Origin of the sequence: Streptomyces sp. NPDC014006, assembly GCF_043088925.1 — a bacterium.
Lineage (GTDB): Bacteria > Actinomycetota > Actinomycetes > Streptomycetales > Streptomycetaceae > Streptomyces.
The window spans coordinates 60,881-80,310 of sequence record NZ_JBICAJ010000016.1 but is presented as its reverse complement, the minus strand read 5'-3'; the positions used below and the strand labels follow the sequence as shown (position 1 = coordinate 80,310).

At 69.7% G+C, this 19,430-nt stretch carries 19 protein-coding genes and 1 pseudogene; 11 read left to right on the top strand and 9 right to left on the bottom strand.

All coding sequences use genetic code 11. The features are described 5' to 3' along the window. Positions 1–186: 186 nt before the first annotated feature. A complete protein-coding gene (locus tag ACF1GV_RS37290; protein WP_391690359.1) occupies positions 187–741 on the bottom strand; it encodes a DUF721 domain-containing protein in 555 nt (184 codons plus the stop codon). A gap of 165 nt (positions 742–906) precedes the next feature. Here ACF1GV_RS37290 and ACF1GV_RS37285 point away from each other — a divergent pair. Then, positions 907–1,329 (top strand): annotated as a pseudogene (locus tag ACF1GV_RS37285) (transposase); the annotation flags it as partial. Positions 1,330–1,445: 116 nt separating this feature from the next. Further along, positions 1,446–1,802: a hypothetical protein gene (locus tag ACF1GV_RS37280; protein ID WP_391690356.1), complete on the top strand. Its 357-nt coding sequence runs from the start codon at positions 1,446–1,448 to the stop codon at positions 1,800–1,802. Positions 1,803–1,909: 107 nt separating this feature from the next. On the opposite strand, the gene ACF1GV_RS37275 is transcribed toward ACF1GV_RS37280, so the two are convergent. Next, a complete protein-coding gene (locus ACF1GV_RS37275) occupies positions 1,910–3,178 on the bottom strand; it encodes a DUF4232 domain-containing protein (protein ID WP_391690353.1) in 1,269 nt (422 codons plus the stop codon). Between the two features lie 536 nt (positions 3,179–3,714). Beyond that, positions 3,715–4,458 (bottom strand): TIGR02391 family protein, encoded by a 744-nt coding sequence (locus ACF1GV_RS37270; RefSeq protein WP_391690350.1) that lies wholly within the window; start codon positions 4,456–4,458, stop codon positions 3,715–3,717. A 353-nt stretch (positions 4,459–4,811) separates the two neighbouring features. Between ACF1GV_RS37270 and ACF1GV_RS37265 the strand changes: the two genes are divergently transcribed. Continuing rightward, a complete protein-coding gene (locus ACF1GV_RS37265; protein WP_391690347.1) occupies positions 4,812–5,627 on the top strand; it encodes a hypothetical protein in 816 nt (271 codons plus the stop codon). A 118-nt stretch (positions 5,628–5,745) separates the two neighbouring features. Here ACF1GV_RS37265 and ACF1GV_RS37260 read toward each other — a convergent pair whose 3' ends face one another. Continuing rightward, positions 5,746–6,984 (bottom strand): hypothetical protein, encoded by a 1,239-nt coding sequence (locus tag ACF1GV_RS37260; protein WP_391690344.1) that lies wholly within the window; start codon positions 6,982–6,984, stop codon positions 5,746–5,748. Between the two features lie 432 nt (positions 6,985–7,416). On the opposite strand from ACF1GV_RS37260, the gene ACF1GV_RS37255 reads away from it, so the two are divergent. Then, positions 7,417–8,250 carry an HIRAN domain-containing protein gene (locus ACF1GV_RS37255; RefSeq protein WP_391690341.1) on the top strand — a complete coding sequence of 278 codons (834 nt, stop codon included), beginning with the start codon at positions 7,417–7,419 and terminating at the stop codon, positions 8,248–8,250. Positions 8,251–8,397: 147 nt separating this feature from the next. Here ACF1GV_RS37255 and ACF1GV_RS37250 read toward each other — a convergent pair whose 3' ends face one another. From ACF1GV_RS37250 to ACF1GV_RS37230, 5 genes are all read right to left on the bottom strand, one after another. Continuing rightward, positions 8,398–9,270, bottom strand: a complete 873-nt coding sequence (locus tag ACF1GV_RS37250; protein ID WP_391690338.1) for a DciA family protein — start codon at positions 9,268–9,270, stop codon at positions 8,398–8,400. Between the two features lie 55 nt (positions 9,271–9,325). Continuing rightward, on the bottom strand, positions 9,326–10,216 hold the full coding sequence (locus ACF1GV_RS37245) for a DciA family protein (RefSeq protein WP_391690335.1): 891 nt from the start codon (positions 10,214–10,216) through the stop codon (positions 9,326–9,328). A gap of 9 nt (positions 10,217–10,225) precedes the next feature. Then, positions 10,226–11,716, bottom strand: a complete 1,491-nt coding sequence (locus tag ACF1GV_RS37240; protein ID WP_391690332.1) for a winged helix-turn-helix domain-containing protein — start codon at positions 11,714–11,716, stop codon at positions 10,226–10,228. Positions 11,717–12,543: 827 nt separating this feature from the next. Continuing rightward, positions 12,544–13,308, bottom strand: a complete 765-nt coding sequence (locus ACF1GV_RS37235; RefSeq protein ID WP_391690330.1) for a GntR family transcriptional regulator — start codon at positions 13,306–13,308, stop codon at positions 12,544–12,546. A 3-nt stretch (positions 13,309–13,311) separates the two neighbouring features. After that, positions 13,312–13,857, bottom strand: coding sequence for a UTRA domain-containing protein (locus tag ACF1GV_RS37230; protein ID WP_391690327.1), 546 nt, complete (start codon positions 13,855–13,857; stop codon positions 13,312–13,314). Positions 13,858–14,221: 364 nt separating this feature from the next. On the opposite strand from ACF1GV_RS37230, the gene ACF1GV_RS37225 reads away from it, so the two are divergent. From ACF1GV_RS37225 to ACF1GV_RS37195, 7 genes are all read left to right on the top strand, one after another. Further along, a complete protein-coding gene (locus ACF1GV_RS37225) occupies positions 14,222–14,995 on the top strand; it encodes a hypothetical protein (protein ID WP_391690324.1) in 774 nt (257 codons plus the stop codon). Positions 14,996–15,171: 176 nt separating this feature from the next. Then, positions 15,172–15,603 carry a hypothetical protein gene (locus ACF1GV_RS37220; RefSeq protein ID WP_391690321.1) on the top strand — a complete coding sequence of 144 codons (432 nt, stop codon included), beginning with the start codon at positions 15,172–15,174 and terminating at the stop codon, positions 15,601–15,603. Then, entirely contained in the window at positions 15,603–15,857 is a 255-nt protein-coding gene (locus tag ACF1GV_RS37215; protein ID WP_391690318.1) for a WhiB family transcriptional regulator, read from the top strand. The genes ACF1GV_RS37220 and ACF1GV_RS37215 overlap by 1 nt, the downstream gene beginning before the upstream one ends. A gap of 84 nt (positions 15,858–15,941) precedes the next feature. Further along, positions 15,942–16,121 (top strand): hypothetical protein, encoded by a 180-nt coding sequence (locus ACF1GV_RS37210; RefSeq protein ID WP_391690315.1) that lies wholly within the window; start codon positions 15,942–15,944, stop codon positions 16,119–16,121. 216 nt (positions 16,122–16,337) lie between these two features. Further along, positions 16,338–16,526: a DUF5999 family protein gene (locus tag ACF1GV_RS37205; protein ID WP_391690479.1), complete on the top strand. Its 189-nt coding sequence runs from the start codon at positions 16,338–16,340 to the stop codon at positions 16,524–16,526. Positions 16,527–16,647: 121 nt separating this feature from the next. After that, a complete protein-coding gene (locus ACF1GV_RS37200; RefSeq protein WP_391690312.1) occupies positions 16,648–17,016 on the top strand; it encodes a hypothetical protein in 369 nt (122 codons plus the stop codon). 110 nt (positions 17,017–17,126) lie between these two features. Further along, complete coding sequence (locus ACF1GV_RS37195) at positions 17,127–19,259, top strand: DUF2637 domain-containing protein (protein ID WP_391690309.1); 2,133 nt, start codon at positions 17,127–17,129, stop codon at positions 19,257–19,259. Positions 19,260–19,430: the final 171 nt, after the last annotated feature.

Sequence of the window (19,430 nt, the reverse complement as noted above, 5' to 3'; positions counted from 1 at the left end):
ACAGGCAAGCTGTCGCCGCCATTCCTCGGGTGTGAGGCGGGGAGAGACGATGACGGGGCAGGGGATGCCCGCCTGTTCCGCCCGGCGCAGGAGCGCTGGCGCGGCTTCCTCACGGGTCACGAACGCCAGGCATATCGGGACGCTGAGATCCCGCCGGGCGGGGCTACTCCGGGGATGCCGGTCTGCTCAGGCCGTATCGCGCAGTGCAGCCGATTGGGGGACGTCGGCATGCGTCTCGGATTCCCGGGCCGCGCGCTCTTGCCAGGCCCGGCGCAAGGCGGCGGCCTCGGTGGCTGCGGCCTGGCGCTGGCGTTGTGCCCGGGTCGCCTCGATCGAGGCCGGCGCATCGTCCGCGACGACGTCCGGCTCGGGGAACGCGCGGCGGCTCAGTTCCCGCATTGCGGCGGTCTGCCGCTCCACCGCTTCCGCGATGGCCGGGTCAACCCGGGACGGCCGGACGGTCTGGCGGTGTGCCTCGATGGCACGGCGGTAGCCGTCCGGCGGGGTCCGTCGCTGCACCGGCGCGGCGGGCATGGCCGTCGGAGTCGGGTCGGTGGCCGCCGTGGCGGGGCCGGCCTTCACGGGTGCGGGCGCCAGGACGAGCAACGTGCGGACGTTCGCGCCGCGCACTTTCTCGTTGGCGGCCGCGACCAGCTTCGGCGCGCTCCAGCGCAGCTTCGTGCCGTAAGGCGGGGGCGTCGGGGCGACGTCCAGGCGGCCGGTGTCCGCGTCGAACGCCACGGCCTGGACGTGACCGGCGAGTTCCGGCGCGGCCGCGGCGAGGATGTCGTCGAACTGCGCGAGGACGCTGCCGCCGGCGGCCGGGGCGACCATGCCGCGCTCGGTCATCATCATGCTGATCGCGCTGCCGAGCCGGAGCGGCTCGCGGCCGTCGCGGCGTACGACCGCCTGGCCGGCTGGGCCATCGCGGACCACATGCGCACCGACCTCGTCACCGACGCGCTCGGCGCCGCCGAACACACCCGCGGCAACCTCGCTGGAGCGGTCATACACACCGACCACGGAGCCCAGTACACCAGCCGGGCCTTCGCCGATGCCTGCCGCCAGGCCGGCGTCCGCCAGTCCATGAGTGCGATCGGCTCCAGCGCGGACAACGCACTCGCCGAGTCCTTCAACGCGACCTTCAAACGCGAGACGCTCCAAGGCCGCAAGACCTGGCCCAGCGAACGCGAGGCCCGCCTCGACGCGTTCAGCTGGCTCAACCGCTACAACACCCGACGCCGTCACTCCCGCCTCGGACAACGCAGTCCCATCGCCTACGAGACGGCCCTCGCCATGACAGCAACTACCCTGGCCCAAGCCGCATAGCCCGTGTCCAAGAATCCGGGTCAAGGCCCCATGAATCGGGGGTTCGACGTCTCCTGGCGATGGTCACCTATGATCAACGGGCTGGATCAGCTGATCAGTAATGAAGGGGGAGACCGTTGCGCATCAAATTGGCTTCCATGCTTGGTGTGGCGGTTATGACGAGTGCGGTGATCGTGGCTGGACCGGCCACTGCCACCGCCCAGCCCACGGCAGCGCCTCAAGCGGCGTCGTGCTTCAAGGGGTGGACGACCCAGGCGAAGGAAAGCGTCAAGATCCGCAACGCGCGGAAGCTGAACGCCACCGCGCTGGGTCTCTTCCCCAAGGGGAAGAAGGGCAAGTATGCCTCCTGCGCCGTGGAGGACGGGCAGAAGTACTCGTTGTGCGGCTGGAAAAATGACTATCGCTGGACGAAGATCAACTACCGGGGGACGGTGGGCTGGATTCCGACGGCCTGCGAGACGTGGGTTCCCTAGGCACTAGGCACGCCGTAGCCCCGCATGTGTGGGCCGTGGTCAGCCGGGGGGCGATCAGCGCCGGGTCATGGGGAGTGGGCGGTGGGGATGGACGTGCCGGGCCGCGATCAGGAGGGCTTCGTCTCCGTCACCGCGGTGACGGTCACCTTGTCGTCGCACATCACGACGTCATGTCCGTCCTCCAGTTGCACCTGGTACTTGCCCACCCCGGGAAGGCCGACGATCATCGTCGGGTAGGACTGCGGCTCGGCCCCGGAGTCGCAGCCACCGTCGGCCTCGCCCTGGACTTGGCCGAAGGTGAGCTTCACCCACGCCGTGCGGCCCGGCGCCAGCCGGACCGGCGAAGCGGAACCCGTCTGCGTCACCGCCAGCGGACGGCTGAGGTCCGGGCGGGTCATCCCCGCCGCCCCGACGGTCGGGAAGCCCTGCAGGGCGCAGGCGTGCCCGGAGGTGTTCTTGAACCCGACAACCTCTGCCCCGGTGCCCGTACCCGGCGGGTAGTCCTTGGCCCGGTGCCCCTGCGCCAGCAGGTCCTTTTGGTCGCACGTCGCCGCGGCGTCGCCGGACCCGTCTACCCCGTCCCCGTCCGTCCCTGCGGACGAGGCGCTCACCGCCGGGTCCGCGGACGCACCGGTGCTGCCCTGTTCCGAGGCCGGGGAACTCGGTGTGCCCGTGGCGGTGCTCGCCGCCGCGGGTGTGTGTACCGACACCGAAGGCGCGTCGGCGTCAGCACCGCTCGGCTGACAGCCCGTGGCAAGCGCCGTGGCAGCGGCGACCACGACCATCGCCGCCGCGGCTCTGCGGACGCCGTATCTGTACTGCATGACTCCCCCTGAAGGATGTGTCCGGGCCGGTCCCTCGCCGGCGCACATCCCTGTACAGGGGAGCTGCCTGCCACAGGTTGCCCCGCCCGCCCGGTCATGACAGTTCGGTGACAAGTTCGGGACGGAAAAGCAAGAGTCCAAAACGGGGGTTGAGGTGAGGAGCGATGGGCGGTCGAGCATGATGCCGGAGACTACCCGCGGCTTCGAGGACGGTGCCCAGGGCACCGCCCGATCACAAGATCCTCGCCAGAGCTCGTCGGCGAACTGGCTGACGTCGGCGCGGTGGGCGTCGCTCTCAGCGATGCGCTGCTTGCGGTAGGCATACACGCCAGCCAGCACGGCGCCGAACAGGGTGAGGATGGCGAGGGTGGTCTTGATGGCGTCCGGGGCACTGGCAACGAGGCGGTCGACAACCAGGTAGTAGATCAGCCAGCCCACACCGATAGCACCGAGGATGGCGAGAGGGGCGACGATCCACACCCGCACCAGGAGCGGGGCGTGCCATCCGCCCGACGCCCGGCCCTGGTGATACCACCACCGTTTGCCTGCCACCGCTTCACCATGGGCACGCTTCGCGTTCGCCCGGCGACGGAGACGGCCATCCGGCGGCATACCAGCACTCGTGCGCAGTAGTTAGGACGCGCTTTGGTTATCCCCCGATCGGTGGTGGACCCGCTCAGCGCGCATGGCCGCCTGATGTCCGTCATCCGGCTCTGGCAACGCCCTGTCGTGTGCTGCATGGAGGCTCTCCCATTCCACGTCTTCGAGCGCGCGCCTTCGGCGAAGCCGGTGGCCACCACAGGCGGCCCCCGGCTCGCGGAGCGACTCGAGACGGCATGGCTCCCCCACACGGCCTGGGGCGGAATGCCGAGGCTGACCCCGCCATGCGACCGATTCCAGTCACAACCCTGTTGCCTGGCCGAATCCAGTGCCATCCTGTGACCGCGGTGATCCTCTTCCTCCCCCAGGCGGAGGCCCCCGCCCCCTGGCCCCGTCCGTGTGCTCCCACCTGGGCGGGGCCGCGCCGTCCCTCCCGGCCTCCCCACGGGAGGGCCGACGGCTGCGCAGACCCCGCACCATGTGCGCCTCTACGCGCTTGCCTCGCCGATGCGGCGTTTGGCCCGCTCGACCTGGCGCAGCAGCAGGTCCGCAAACTGGATGATCTCTGCTGCCTCGATCGGGTCGTCGAAATCGACGGTGCGGTGGCTGGCGGGGTTCTTGTAGGCGCCCATGGCGCCGGCGAACAGGTTGGCGGTGGCCGCCTGCTCCCCGCCCTCGGCTTCAGCGTCGGCCAGCGCGCCGCCGGCCTTGCCGTTGTCATGAGGCCGGAACGCCTCCCGCATCAGCTTCACTCCGACCAGAGAGTTGTCGAGTCCGGAGGCGTCGCGGACGGCGACCTCGACCGCCTTCATCGCGGCAAAGCACGCCGTCTCGTAATCACCAAGGTTGAAGTTGGTGCGCACCGTGTCTTCCAGGGCCGGGTGAAGCGGACCGGACAGCCGCTCGCGGGCCTCGAACCGCGTGATGCCCTGCGGGTCCTTCACCAAGTCCATGCCGTCGCCAGAGACTCGGCGGAACGCATCGGACTGGCTGGGTTCCCGGGACAGCAGCGCCTGCGCCTCCAGCCAGCACCAGGCATCGGACAGCCGGTTCACGAGCGCGTCCGCATCCGGCTCTTCCTGGAACGCCTGCCGCGCCGAACTCATCGTGCCCACGTACTGCAAATATCCGGTGCCGCTGGCCAAGTGCCGCAGAAGAAGGAGCGCGACATCCCGCGTGGGCAGCTGCCGGATCTGTTCTGCCGGAACCGGCGGTATGTACCTGAAGTTCATGGAGCCACACGCTACGACGCAGCACTGACACTCTTGGTCCGCTTTTCCGTGTCGTGTCGCCTTGACCTGATATGGGCTGGTGCTTTTGGATCAGCGCGGGCCTGTGAACGCCCGGCCGCGCGACGGATGACGCCCCCGCAAGCTCCGTTGCCGAGGACCGGCCAGAAGTGTCACCACCCACGGCATCGGACGCACAACCACGCAGACACAGCGCTGATCGACGGGGGCCGACCGGCGCGGAACAGGCATCAATGAGCCACCAGACAGCTCTGGCCGCCACTGAGGACCGCCGTCGCTGCACGGGCGAATCCCATCAATCCCTGCACTCGCTGGTCAGCCCCGCAGGAGAAACGGTGGCCATCCCTGCGGCGCGCCATCCAGAACAGGCGGAACTGGAAGCCGCCGTGTTCCTCGCCGCCTGCAAGATCGGCGGGATTTCACAGGATCCCCTGGGGATCGTCAGCGTCCGGCCGGAACCAGAGCTGCTCGGCATTCGGATGCTGGCCGAACCGTACGTGATCCGGTACTGGGCTGACATGCTGCTCCCCCGCTCGGTCGCGGACGACAGCAATGACCCCCACAACCGCGTTGCAGGTGTAGCCGGCCTCCGCTACCGCCGCGAGCGGGGCGGCATCTGCCTGTACCGCCCGGGAACACTGGCCCGCATCCTGCTCACCGGCTTCAACCCCCGCTGGTGGGAGCGCGTCACCGACCTGCTGCGCGACGACTACCAACTCCTGCAAGACCACTCAAACTGGACCCCGGACGAACGAGCGACCCACACCGCAGCCAGCGCCTCCCCAGTGAAACCGGCGCCCATTTTCTCTCCCCTGCTGCGCCGCATCCGTGCTACCGCAGGACCGGGAGAGAACAACGCAACCGACGCCTGGAGCTCCATGGGCGGCTTCCGGCTGGAGGCCACCGACGGCCCGCCCTGCCCCGAACTGATCCGCCTCCTCGGTGACGGGCCAACCGGGCTGGGCTGGGAAGTCGATCACAAGACGTGCACCTGTCTGTGCGAGCACATCCGCGGCGGCTGCAACATCGACTTCCGAGACCCGGCCACGGGCTACTTCGTGTACTACTCGAACGGAAAGTGGGGCCGCACCAACGACGAGCGGCACCGCAGCTTCTTGGTCGACGCGAACCGCGACGCCTTCACCCGCTGACGGCGCACCGGCACTTAACGGGGGCGTCGCACCCGTCGGCGCGGCTGGCGGGCTGTACCAGGGCGTACAGAAGCATGGGGCGTGTGAGCTCTGGCTTACATCTTCACGGATCGCCTATCTACCTGCGGGAATAAGGTGTGAGGCTCACGATCTCCGCGTCCTCGGGTAGGTCCAGGAGCTGCTTGCGCGGCCGCGGGAGCAACACGTTTGGGCCGCCGGGCAGCAGGCCCCTGTTGCGCAGGAACTGGGCGCGGCCACGGCACCAGGAGGAGCAGAACTCCCGGGGCCGGCGGCTGGATGTCGGGCAGGGCTGAGTGCACACCAGGCAGTGGCCCTGATCGGCGACGGGCGCCAAGCGCTGCAGGAGCTTCCGGACGCGGTCTTCCTCCTCCTGGTCGTTCGGTTCGACGTCGGCGGTGCAGCCTTCGAGTAGCTCTGTGAACGCGGTGCGGAAGGCCAAGACGTCGCGGCGGCAGGCCCCGAGCAGCTCCAAGTACTCCTCTACCGGCCAGGTGGCCAGTGTGCCGGAGCGCGAGAGGTACAGGCCGACGGTGTCGACGCGGTACCGGTCGTCGGTGTCGAGCAGCAGGTAGCCGGTCAGCTGCCACGCTTCGGCCTGGCGGAGCGTGCGCGTGTTCCGGATGCTCTTGAAGTCGAGCAGCAGCCCGTCGATGGCCAGGTCGGCGTCCGCGGCGATCCGGTCGGTGGGGAACGTGGGCGCGGGGGTGCAGTCCTCCGGCCGGGTGCGGGCCCGCAGGTCGTTCAAGGGGCCGTCGGCGGCCTTGTAGAGCTGGGCGACAACGTCGGCCACCATGTCGCGGTGCGGCAGCTGCAGCAGCCGCTCGAGGGTGAAGGCGCCGGGGTCCTCGCGGGCGGTGATGGCCAGCGGGGTGAAGGCGAACCCGATCGAGGTGCGGTAGTTGACCTGGTACCAGGCCGCCGCGATCAACATCCGGGCCAAGTCCTCCTCTTCGTCAAGGGCCCGGTCCATCGGCAGTTCGCGGTTGTCGAGCTGCAGACGCAGCACCGTCTCCTTCAGCCGCTCAGCGAGTTCTTCGCCGACGTTCCGCATCTGCTGCCGTGCGTCGGAGTCGTAGGGGCTGATGAACAGGATGCCGGCGCGGGCTACATGGTCGACGGGCTCGGCAGCGGTGAACGCCAGGCGCAGCCGGTAGTCGATCGCGGTGCCGACATTGCCGGCCTCCGTGCCGACACCCGGTCCCGGCATCAGGATGTGGCTGCTGTGGTCCCGAGCCCGGAAGTTCTTACGCAGCGGGTGGGCGCCGGCCGACAGTTCACGGTCCAGGAACCGGCGCAGCGGGGTGCGCGGACAGTGGATCCCGGAAGTCAGGCTCATGAGGTCACCGCCTTGGGTAACGCGCGCCGCCAGGGCGCGGTTGAGTCGTGATGAACCGGGACGGTACGCAGTAGGACTGACAAACCGTCACCCGCAGGAGGTAGCCGGCAGTATCCGCAGATCAGCAGTTCACTCGATCGGGGGAACTGGGGGTTGAATACGACTGAGAGCGCCGCGGCGATACGCGTGGTCACGCTGCACCTCACAGCCGCACAGCGTCACAGGCCATGGCGTGTACCTGGAGAAACAGAGGGTGAGCCTCACATCTGGCATGCCAATCCCGCCCAGGCCCGCCAAGCATCAAGTCGCCACTACGGCTGTGGTGTTGCCAGTCAGGGTGAGCGGGACACCGCCGAGGAAGATGTGGCCGGCGGCGCCGTAGCGCATGACGTTGTTGGGGTGAGAACGCGGCTGCAGGCCGTATACGCGACAATGAGGAAGGTTGCCGCCTCCGCCCTCGTCCCCTTGGCCACCGACTGGATCGCCGGCATCCCGGCAACAGACCTTCACCACACCCACCACGGGAACCTGCTCACCCGCGACATCACCGCGACGACCAGCGCAATCGACAGGATCATCGTCCAGGACCTCGCCTGGGTCGTCTCCGCGATCCTCCAGCTGCTCGAACTGCGGCGCGGCATCCCTGCCGAGGGCAGCCTGGCCGCCCTCCCAGCCATGATCAAATACGGAGTCGGCACCCCTGCGGCCTGCTATGCCTCCAGTATCGGCATCCACGACCGCGCCACCGCAACCGCCCTCGCCGCCCACTGCCCGTATTCGGAGCCCTCCTTCGGGCAGTTCCTCGACTGGCTCAGCCAGCTCACCGCCGACGAGATCACCACGCTCACCGATCCCGACACTGCCCGTCTCCTCATCCACAGCACCGAGCGCCGCAGCCCCCGCACCGCCCAGGCCGCCATCCTCAGCGGCCACGGAACTTTCACCTGTCCCCTGCGCGGCGCTCGCCATGCCGGCACCACCGCCTACCTCGCTCAGCTGACCGCACGCACGCCCCTCGACCTCGTCCGCGACCACAGCAACCAGGCTGACCCCAACGCGATCCAGGTCCGGCACCAGGGCGTCTTCCTCGGATGGGTCGCCCGGGAGATTGCCCGCCCGCTCGCCCTCGCCCTCGACGACGACGCCGCGCCCCACGTCCACGCGCAGCTGACCACCGACGCCCGCCTGATCGCAGAGCAGATGGGCCCCGACCAGCTCCACGTCCACGACGTGCTCACCCTGACCATCACGCTCACCCCGCAGTGACCTCTCGCCCCAAACGGCGAAGCACTGCACGGAGTAGGGTCCGCCCGGGCGGGCGACCGGCCAAGAGGCGAGAGCGAGGAAATGCAGAGCACCAGGACGCGGGTGCCGTCGGTCTCGCAGACACGTCAGGGCTCTATCCAGGCTTCGTTACTGCACGTGCCGCCAGACGGTCGTGCCGCGCTCGCGGGCGAGCTCGGCCAGCGGGAGCTTTTCATCGTCCCGGGCCGCGAAGACCACGCACAGATCGTGCGGCTTGCCGGCCAGCCATTCATCCCGTCGGCGAAGGGCGTCCGGATCGGTGTTGTCCACAGTTGCCGCGTACGTCATGGTATCGACGTGGTGGGGTGCCGACAGGTCAGCGGGTCGGACAGCCGCTGCCCATTCCTCGACCATCTGGTCGGCTGCCGTCTCGCCAGCGTGCAAGAAACACAGCGGGTGCTCGGGGCCGACTGTCTGCGCCGTGTCGTGCCACACGTCCATGAGCACGTTCTCCAGGGCCTGCCGATTCGCGAACTCAGGCGACGTGGCAACCACCACCCACACCGTACGAAGGTGGCTTTCGTCCAGCCGGACGATGGATGTCTCCGGCAGGACGGCTCGCAGGCGGGCGAGGACAACGGGTGCACGCCGTGCGAGCAGGTCGCGTGCATGCGCCGACTCCGCCTCGGTGACGAGTTCCTGGCCCCAGTCTGCGAGGCTGCGCGGTCGGACCTGCTCGGCAAGGTCTGCGCCGGCGAGGTCTGCCCACCGTTCGATGAGTTCCTCGGGCGGCAGAGGCTTCACCACGGCGATGCCCTCCACCTTCGGCGCGCCTGGAGCAGGCTGTGCGTTGAGGCGTTGGGCGATGTGCGGCGCGAGGAGCCGCATGTTGGTGGCCCAGGGCATGTTGGAGCACGCCACGTAAAGCTGGCCGTCGGAGGAGACACCGACGGGCTGGACATGGCGGGCCACGTCGTCTCCCACGACGGGGTTCCACCATGCGGCGGTCCGCTTGAACCAGTCCGGGCGTTCCAAGTCCATCCGCCTGACCTCCCGTCGATCACGATGGCTGCCGATATGCGGAGCCGCAGAAACCCTATGGACTCGGGACTCGTTCACGCCGTACGCCGGACATCGTGCTCTTCGGCGTCTCCGCTGCGGCGCTTGCCCGTTCGGCTCGGTCCTTTCGCGCCCGGCGCAGCGCCAGGGCATGGGCGGCGTCTGCTTCGCGGCGGCGCTGGAGGCGGGCGGCCTCGATGGGGGCCGGCTGGTCGTCCGCGGCAGCCGTCTCCGGGAACGCGCTGGCGCTGAGCTCGCGCAGAGCGCGGGTCTGCGACTCGATCGCTTCCGCGATGGCGAGGTCGACGTGCCGGTCAGGCCGGGGGGCCTGGTGGGCGGCCAGCGCCTGGCGGTAGCCGTCACTGGCCATCTCGCGGGTCTTGACCGGTGCCTGGGGTTCGGTCGTGGTGTGCGGGGCCGGCTCCGCCGTACAGGGTGCGGGTGCTGCACCGGCTGCCAGGACCCGCACCGTGCGGACGGCAGCGGTGCCAGCCGCCTGATTCGCTGCGGTGATGATCCGAGCGCTGATCAGCCGGAGCTGGGTGGCGTAGGCGGGCGAGTCCGGGCGCAGGTCCAGCTGTCCGGATTCCGGGTGGAAGGCGACAGCCTGGACGTGCTCGGGCAACCGGGGCGAGATGGCGGCCGCAATGTCAGGCCAGCGGTCCAAGACACTGCCCCCTGCGGCCGGGATGGCCCAGGCCCGCTCCGCCATGAGGCCTTGAAGCACGGCGGCGAACCCCTCCGGCTCGCGACCGTCGCGCTTCACGGCACCACGCTGGGCACGACGACGCGGCACCCGTGCCTCGCTGGCGCCGCCCTTACGCGCGGCCTCGCGGGCGGCGTGCAACGCCACCCGCGCGAGATCGACACCGGACAGCTCCGGGCCGTCGGCTGCGACCTGCTCCGTGGGGATGATGGTTTCAGTCATCTGGGCCTCCTACCGGTGGGTGAGAGTCATCAGCGAGCTGCGGGCGGCACTTGCCAGCTGGCCGGCGCGGCGCACCAGGTCAGCGCCATAAATGCGCTCGGCCGCCTCGCGGCCCATAGAGTCGACGGCCAGCTCGATCAGGTCGGTCACGCCCCGCATGAGCTCGCCCTCCGCCTGGGCGCGCATCTGCTCGAACTGCGGGTCGACCAGCCACTGCTCGCACGAGCCATCCGCGGCCAGGGCCTGGTCGCGGCCGCCGTTCGCCACCTCGTGGACCTGGGCCAACGCCTGCGACACCTGGCGTGCGACGACGCTGCTGCGGGGAGCTTCCCAATCACCCTCGAACCGCTCCCGCTGCGCACGGACCTGCTGAATGCGATGACGGCGCGCTGCTTCCTGAGCGGCGCGCCACTGAGTGACTGCCTCGGCGCGCTTGGCTGGGGTGTCCAAGACGTTCTCCGCGCCGGACAGCAGCGCAGCGAGCAGACCGGATCCCCGGCGGACCCGGGTGACGTCTGCGCAGCGGAGGTGGAGCCAGGCACGGACGTCGGTCACGGTCCATCCGGCGTCGGCCACGTTGCGGGCTACCCAGGCGATCCGGGGCACCGAGCAACTGCGCAGCCAGTCCAGCTCCTGGGTCAACTCGCGGGCCAGTTGGTGGCGGCGGCCGACGCGGTTCAGTTTCCGGCGACCGCCGGGCACTGCCTTGGACTTCTTGAGGGTGGGGGACTTGCGCTGCCCGCTTGCGAGCTTGCTCTCAGGGGGGAGGGAAGTACCACCCGCAGTCGAAATACTTGAGAAACCACCCCCCACTGGGGTGCAACGGGATACCGCCGAAACAGCGGTCACAGACGCCTCGGAGACCCCCTCCCGGGCACCCTTCGCCGCAGTCCTCGAGGACACTGACGACCGCGGCCGCCGCACCTTCCCGGCCGCCTTCGTCGCCAGCTTCGCCATCATCTTCCGGCCGGACTCCGCGATCCCCGTCATCCGTCGCCCGCTGCCCTCCCCGGCCGTCCGGATCCCCAGCGCAGCATCGAACTCGGGCGGCAGCATCAACGCGAACTCCGACGCCAGCGGAGATCCACCCTGCTTTCGTGTGCCCTTCACGATGTAGGCCAGCAGCCCAGCCTCCCGAAGAATCTGCAGGTGGTTCTGCACAGCCCGCTCGCACAGGCCGGTGCGGCGCATCAGGTACTCGATCCCCGGCCGACATGGCGACAGCTCGCTCAGCAGCTGTGCGATGAACACCGTCGTCGGCCCGAACGCACGCGGCCCGTGCGACCGGTGCCGCCGCGGCTGGTACAGCCCCGAACTTGCTACCCAGTGCACCCCCTGCATCCAGGAGTAGCCGTCGGGCGCGATCCTGCCCGACGACGTTGATAGCCACTGCCGGGCCTCCGGCACCCACAGCTCGGGCAGCACGTCGACCGCGTCGCCGTCGACCGATGCACGGGGGGCAGGGATCACCACGTGGGCCGATGCTGCCGCGGTGCTCATCGGGCCGACTCGCGCACGCGCGAGGAGCATGGTGACGTGAAATGTGACCGGATAGACGCCGCAAAATGCGCCAACCGGGCATGGATGGGCTGACAAAGGGCAGCCCAATGCTGCAACATGAGACCTGTCCTTCTCTCGGCTGGGAGAGGGCATAACGAAGGGCTTTCTGGCGCTTCGTGGTTCTGGCGAACCAGTGATCGAACTGTTCGGCCGGCTGCAACCGGACGGACATCCCTTCAGAGGGGCTGCAACTCCTCTGGTGGTAGATGGGGCACGGCGCCTGGTGAGTGGCATCACCGGGCGGCCCCGGGCGGCTTAGCCGCCCCCAGGTCTACGTCATCTCGCCCCCCTCAGCAGAGGGCTGGTCGAGGTGCACGCGCACAGCACGAACACCCCGTCGAAGGACCAGCAACCACGGCTGCTGACCCCACGGCGGGGTGCGGTGTTTTCGGCGCTGGGTACGGGTACCCTGGTCACGTCGGCACCTTCCTTCTGGGTAAAAGGGTGCTCGGCAGGCCTCCGGACCCCCACTACAAGGTCCGTTGGTCACGTGGCCCCTCCCGGCTTGTCCAAGGCCGGTCGACGGGGCCACTTTCTTTTTGATCAACGCTCGAGGGCCACCCTACCGCTCCTGAGGGGTCGCCAGAGGCTCCAGGTAACACGTGTCGGGTCCAGGAGGATGGCCGATTTTTGCGGTGAGCGCGTCGGGTGCTCCGATCACGTACACGTACATGGGTTCCCCCCAGGCGGCGAAGGCCATGGATCTTGCAAGGGCAGATGCAGCATACCTCCTTAAGGCTCATTGCCTTAAGGAGGTATCGAGAGTGTCAGGCGACTGGAAGCTTGTACCGCACGCGGTACTTGTGTGCAGCCTTGGCCAATAGGGAGACCTCGATCGGCCTGTCGTTGTCTGAGTAGACCACCCGGAAGGTGAACATCACGGGCATGTCTTTGGGAAGCTCGAGAGCCACCACTTCCTCCTCCGTGGGGATCTCCGAGGAAACCTCATCCACGAACTCTCGGGGCGGGTAGCCGAGGTCGCTCAGGAGCGTCGGTGTGCCTCCACGAATCCTCCTGGGTTCCATCATCGCCGTACCTTCGGCAAGTTCCAGCGGATAGTACGACCGGGTGAGCTCTGCCGGCTCATCATCCAGCAGCAGCATCTGCTTACGGAGAAGGACCTGTTCCCCCGCTCGGAGCTCGAGAGCTGCTGCCACCTCGTGAGGGGGTGGGACAACTTCCACCTTGAGGAGTTTCGTCGAGCCGCGCTGTGAGCGCTTCCCGGCCTCCGTGATCCAGCGGTAGGGCTCACCAGGTACCACCGGCGGCATGTATACGGTCGGCGAGATCGCTTGCTGGGTACCGCCCTTGACGAAGACCCCTTTGCCGGCGTGTCCGACCAAGAGGCCTTCGTCCTTCAGCATCAGCAGAGCCTTCTGCACCGTCGTGCCTGCTACGCCGTACTGCTCCATTAGCGCTGGGGTGGACGGCAGCTGGGTGCCGGGGGCGAGGTCCCCACGAGTGATCTGCCTTCGCAGTGTGGCGGCGATCTTTTGGTGGGCCGACCGCTTGTCCTCGAACGATCTAGCCATGTGTCAGACCGCCTGCTTCCTCTGTCGGTACTGGAGGTGTCGCGTCATGGTCATGACGCTGACCTCCATCGGTTCTCCGGTAGTGCACGTCGTGAATCGCGTCAGGATGAGTACAGGTGCGCCGGGCGGCAGGTTCAGGGCGGCGCACTGGCTGGGGTCGGCTGTTGCTGCGTAAACGTCTTCCAGGGGATCGTCTTCGGGCGTGAAACCCAGAGTGGCCAGCAGCGTGACAGCACCGCCAGGGATCTTTCCGCGCTCAGCCAGGCGGGTGCCGCGTGCGATGTGGGCCGGATAGTAGGAGTCGGCAAGCTCAACGGGTTCGTCATCGAGCAAGATCAGCCGTCGACGAACTGTAACCGCCTCGCCAGGTTCGGTACCGAAAAAATCCCGCACCATGGGCGGAGGATCCACTTCTTCGACCGCGAGCAACCGCTGGCCGCCGCGTCGTCCGCGTGCTGCAGCCTCAGCGCTCCAGGCGTCGCTTTCTCCTGCGCGACGCGGTGCCAGATACGGCTGGGCTTCACCCATCCATGCTTCGTCGCTGCCCACTCGATGTCCCCTCGGTCCCTAATGACCTGACCTGCCGCAACCCTAGTGCTCTGCGGCTTCAGCCAACATGGCGACCTTAAGCCTTGCCACCTTAAGGCGTAAGGGCTTATGGTCTCATACGTCAGCCCCCGCAAGGGACGCGCTGACTGCACGGCTGCAAAACAGCAGGCCCACCGCCTCTCCGCGGCGGCAATGGGGTTGAGCCCGCGCTCCCCCGGTCGACGGCGTCTGTACCGAATAGCTGCACCTGAACCACCCCTGAACAGCGCAGTTGCGCTGTCTGTCCGCCAGGACTCCCCGACCGGAAGGCCGGCCTGGCGTGGCAGAGAGGGCAGCACCCACTTCAGTTGCCGGGAGGAACGTGATGGCGAAGAACCACAAGCGTCCAGGGCGGACCCGCACCAAGCGCGACAACCGCCGCGCACCCATGCTGCTCAGCGAGATCGACCCCCAGGACATCAACCTCCGTGAGGGCGAGACGAGGTCGATCGTGTGCCCCGACTGCCGGACCTGGCGCCGACTGATGGGCGACACAACGCTGAAGATCCGCGAGCACTGCATCAGCGACAAGGTCGCCGACGGCGAGAAGCACGTCCGGTGCGAGGGCAGCAGCCAGGTTGTCACGCTGGACATGCCTATCGAGCAGTGGTGCGAGGCGATGCTCGCCGCCGACAGCACGGCAACCGGACGCCGCTCCGCCCGCCAGCACTACAAGCCGCTCCCGGCCCCGGCCAAGCCGGTCACCAAAATGACCCCGCTGTCGATGAGCGTGGCCGGCGCGCTCGCCGCCTACCGCGAGCACCTCAAGAAGTGCCGGGCCAGCAACGTGGCCGGCCGCTGCGGCGGCACACACCGGTGCGCCGACGGAGCCCGGCTCGCCGCGCTTTACGCCGAGTTGAAGCGCGCGCAGCCGGTCCTCCGGCGCGAGGTCCGGGCCGCCGAGATGCGCGCTCGCTACCGGACGTCGATGGTGTGGGCCAAGCACAGCAAGGCCACGCCCAGCGCGAAGTCGACGGCCAAGCGCGGCGGCACGGCGGTCGAGGAGGCCAACAACTCCTGCCGAATCCGCAGGCCGGGAACGGTCTCCGACTACCGCGGCCCGCACGTGCCCACGGAGCCGGTCCGTATCACCGCCTGAACGAACGAACCGCAGCCTGCGCTGCCCCGGGCGCCCGCCACCAACACGGGCGCCCGAGAGTGCGCAGGACGCACTCCCCGCCGGTCCCGGCGGGGCCTGAACCTGACGAACCCCCAGGGATTGCGCCCCTGGGGGTTCTTGTCGCAGGTCACACCTCGTGGAAGGAACCGACCTACATGACCAGCATGACACTCCCGGCGCGTGCCGAGACCCGCCCGCCGCTGCCGATGCGCCCGACCCCGCACGAGCGTGACGGTCGGCAGCCCTCCGACCCCGGCGGCCGACCGCACTCCGGCCAGCACTCCCCCGCCGACCCGGCGACCCTGGAGGCGCTGCGCCGGGTCATCGACGAGCAGATCGGCCCGCGGCAGCCGGGCGCGATCTACCAGAACCAGGACGGCGCCTTTGAGGTGATCGCGCTGATCCGCGACCCGAAAAAGGCCCGCGAGCTGCTCAAGCGCCGCTGCGCCCAGTGGGCGCTGATCGTGAAGGACGTGCTCCGCCCCGGTGCCGAGCCTTTCGTGATCGGCTCTGCCTGGACGACGTCCGACTACCTGGTCCGCGAGGCCAAGGCCGCCGCGACCAGCAGCGTTGGGGGGATGCGCTGATGGACTGGCGGCATGGCGCGGCTTGCCGCGAAGAGGACCCCGACCTGTTCTTCCCGATCGGCGACACCGGCCCGGCCCTGCTGCAGATCGAGGAAGCCAAGGCCGTCTGCCGCCGCTGCCCGGTCATCGAGCAGTGCCTGCAGTGGGCCCTGGAGTCCGGCCAGGACTTCGGCGTCTGGGGAGGCGTGAGCGAGGCGGAGCGGCGGTCGATGAAGCGCCGTGCGGCCCGCAACCGCGCCCGGAACGCGAGGTGACAGCGATGACTGACGCCGACAAGAAGCGCCTCGAGGACGAGCTCCGCCGCACGAACAAGGACCATGAATTCGGGCGGCGAGCGCATGGCTGACAGCTTGTACGACCGTTACATGGCCGCCACCAAGGCGCATCGCGAGCACGAGCGGCAGTGCAAGAGCTGCTCGCCGGAGTCGCGGTGCGAGACCGGGCGGCGCCTGTATGAGTCGTTCGAACGGCTCCAGGACGCGCATCTCACCCGGCTCCGCAACCGAAAGCAGAGCTGACCGCTGCGCGGGAAAGGCCCCCAAGTCGCCGCCCGCCCTGCGGCTTTCTCCCAGGCCTGCAGCCCGCCCCACGGGCGGCCGGCCTTTCGTATCCCACCGGCCCGGGAAAGTCCCGAGCCTGCCCTTTGATCGCGCAGGAGGATCCCGATGGCGCGGACCATCCCGCTCAGCACCCCGATGGACGACACCGGCCTGCACCACCGGCTGCCGGACGCCCTGTGTACGCACACGCCGAAGTGCCCGACCGCCGACAGCGCTGACCGCGACGCCGCCGCCGTCGTGGCCGGCCACCCCGAGCAGGGCTGGAGCCTGCTGTGCAACGGCGTCCTGCTCTTCGAGGACACCGGCGAGCTGCTGCCCGACGGCCGGGTCATCGCCCCGCACCGCCCCGCGGCCCTGGCCTGACGGTTGCCTGATCCGCCCGACCTGACCGCCGAACACCCGGCGGCCAGGTCGGGCGGTGACTGGGAGCCGGGCAGTCCGGACCTGCCGGCCTCCGGCCGGTGTACGCGAGTGAGGGGAGCACGTGCCCCAGTCCCAGACGCAGGCCACCAGCCCGACAACCAGCTATGCCAAGGGCGACATGGTCCTGTTCCGTGACGTCGAGCGGTTTTGGCTCGGTAAGAGCGGCCACACCTTTGTCGGCCGCGTGGAGCGGGCCTGGCGGAACGCTGAGACCGGCAAGGTCCTCTACGACCTGACCGAGCTGAGCAGCAGCCGCCCCCGTCACGGGATCGACTCCGCCTACATGCGGCTGCTTCCGCCGGCCGACGCGATGCGCGACATCGACACCGCGCCGCTGAGCGAGCCGGACACCGGGGCGATGCCCCCGGCCGCCGTCGCCTGGCTACGCCAGCACCTCACACAGGACGCGACGCTGCCCGCTCAGCGCTGACCACCTGCCGTGCAGACGGCCCTCCGAGTCCCCGGCATGAGAGCTGCCGGGGACTCGGAGGGCCTGGTCACGACCCTACCGACTGACCGGAACGTAAGAGAGGACACCCCGTGGCCCCCAAGACCGCCACCCGCCGCAGGCGCCAGGCTGCCCCAGCCGCGAAGCCCCGCGCCAACGGGCGCGCCAAGGTGACAACGCCGTCGGTCGCCATCCCCGCCCAGGCCGCCGCTCCCGAGGAGACGGTGCCGCTGGTGTTCGAGGAGGCCGACCCGCTCCTGGCCGACGTCGCCGACCGCGCCGCCGACCTCCGAGACCAGGCCGCCGACGCCGCCGCGCGCATCCTCGCCGACGGCCAGGAGCGCGCTGCAGAACTGCTGGACGGCGCGCGCACCGAGGCCGCCTCGACCACCGAGGCGGCAACAACCGAGCAGGCCCGCGTCCTCGCCGCCGCCCAGGCCGATGCCGACCAGGTCCGCAACGAGGCCGCGACCGCGGCCGCCGACGCGGAGCAGGTCCTCGCCGACGCCGAAGCGAATGCGGAGCAGCTGCTCGACGACGCGCGCCGCGAGGCCGACCAGGTCCTCGTCGATGCCAAGGCGGCTGCCGGGCAACTGCTCGCCGACGCCCGCCGCCAGGCGGAAGAGGTCACCACCACGGCGGCCGCGCAGGCAGAGCAGGTGCGGACCGATGCCGCGCAGGCCGCCGCGAAGGCCCTCGTCGACGCGGAGACCAAGCGCACCGAGCTGCTCGCGGCTGCGGAGCGCACCGCGGCGGAGACCCGCACCCGCGCCACCACCGACGCCGAACAGGTGCTGGAGCAGGCGCGGGGCGAGGCCGACCGGATGCGCGAGAGCGCCGACGACCAGGCAGCGCAGGTGCGGGCCGGAGCCGAGAAGATGGCCGCCGGCCTTCGCCAGGACGCGAGCCGCTCTCTGGCCGACGCCCGCACTTCCGCTGAGGAACTGCGGGCCGCCGTCGACAAGGACGTCGCCCGGCTGCGTGAGCAGGCGGAGACGGACGCGAAGACGGCCCGGGAAGCGGCGGCGAAGGCCACGGCCGATCAGGTCGCCGCCGCGCAGGCCCGAGCCGAGGCGGAACGGGTCCTGGAGGCGGCGACGCAACGCACCGTGCAGCGTGCCCGCCGCCGGGAGATCCGGGCCGACTCGCGCGCCGCCCGTCACAAGGCACGCACCGACGCCCGGCCCGCCGGCGGTGTCCCGCCGCTGTCCGGGCAGGAACTGGTGCTGGTCGTCGCGATCGTCCTCGCGGCAGCCGTCGTCTCCACCCTCGGTCTGCTCTCCTCCTACACCGCGCTGGAGACCAAGGCGACAGGGTGGGGCTGGGACTGGCCGTGGCTGCTGCCGGTCGGCATCGACGTCGCGATCCCGGCCTTCACCGGCGCCAACCTGGTCCTGATCCGCATGGGCATGGAGCTGCGCTGGATCCGCTGGGTGCCCCGCGCGCTGACGGCAGTGACCGTCTACCTCAACTGGAACGCCTCGGACAGTCCCTCGGGGCGTCTGGGGCACGCCGCCCTCACCCTGCTGTGGGTCGTCTTCTCGGAGATCGCCTCCCACGTGTACGCCACGCGGATCGGCGCGGTCACCGGCAAGAAGCGAATGGAGACGGTGCGCCGCTCCCGCTGGATCCTCGCCCCGATCCCCACCGCTCGCCTTCGCCGCCGGATGATCCTGTGGGAGATCACCTCCTACGAGGACGCGCTCACCCGCCTCCAGCAGGAGACCTGGCTGCGAGCGCGCCTGCGCGAGGAGCACGGTCTGCTGTGGCGGTGGAAGGCTCCGCTGGAGCAGCGGATGGCGCTCAAGCTCGGCTCCGCGCCCGCCGCGCTCGCCGACACGCTCACCCCCGAGGACGCGCTCACCGTCGAACCGGTGGAGGAGACCGAGCACGCTCACCCCGACGTGAGCGCGCTCACCTCAGGCGAGACGCGCGGTGAGCGTGAACGCCCGGCGCTCACCACCGGCGCTCACGCAGGTGAGCGCGCCACGGAAGGGACGGACGCTCAGCGAGCGGAGGACGCTCGTACGCGCAGCGAGACGGAGGCGCTGACCGAGCGCCGCCACGCTCGTATCCGCCTGCTCTACACCGAGCTCGGGCGCCGTCCCGAGTGGACGGAGATCCGCGACGCGCTCACCAAGGCGGGCCTGTCCGACAAGCCGGTCTCCCGCCCGACCGCGCAGCGGCTGCGCGCTCAGGTCGAAGAGGCCGCCCCGGGCGCGTAAGTGAGCGCCCGGTGAGCGCCGACGCGCTCACCCCCTGGCAGCACCCCTGCCGCTCATGGTCGCCACCGGCTCGCGCTCACCCACCGAGCGCGGACCGGTGACGGCCACGGCCGGCAGGCCAGTTCAAGCGCACCCACGCCCCGAGCGGGTGCGGCGGGCCAGGCCCGCACG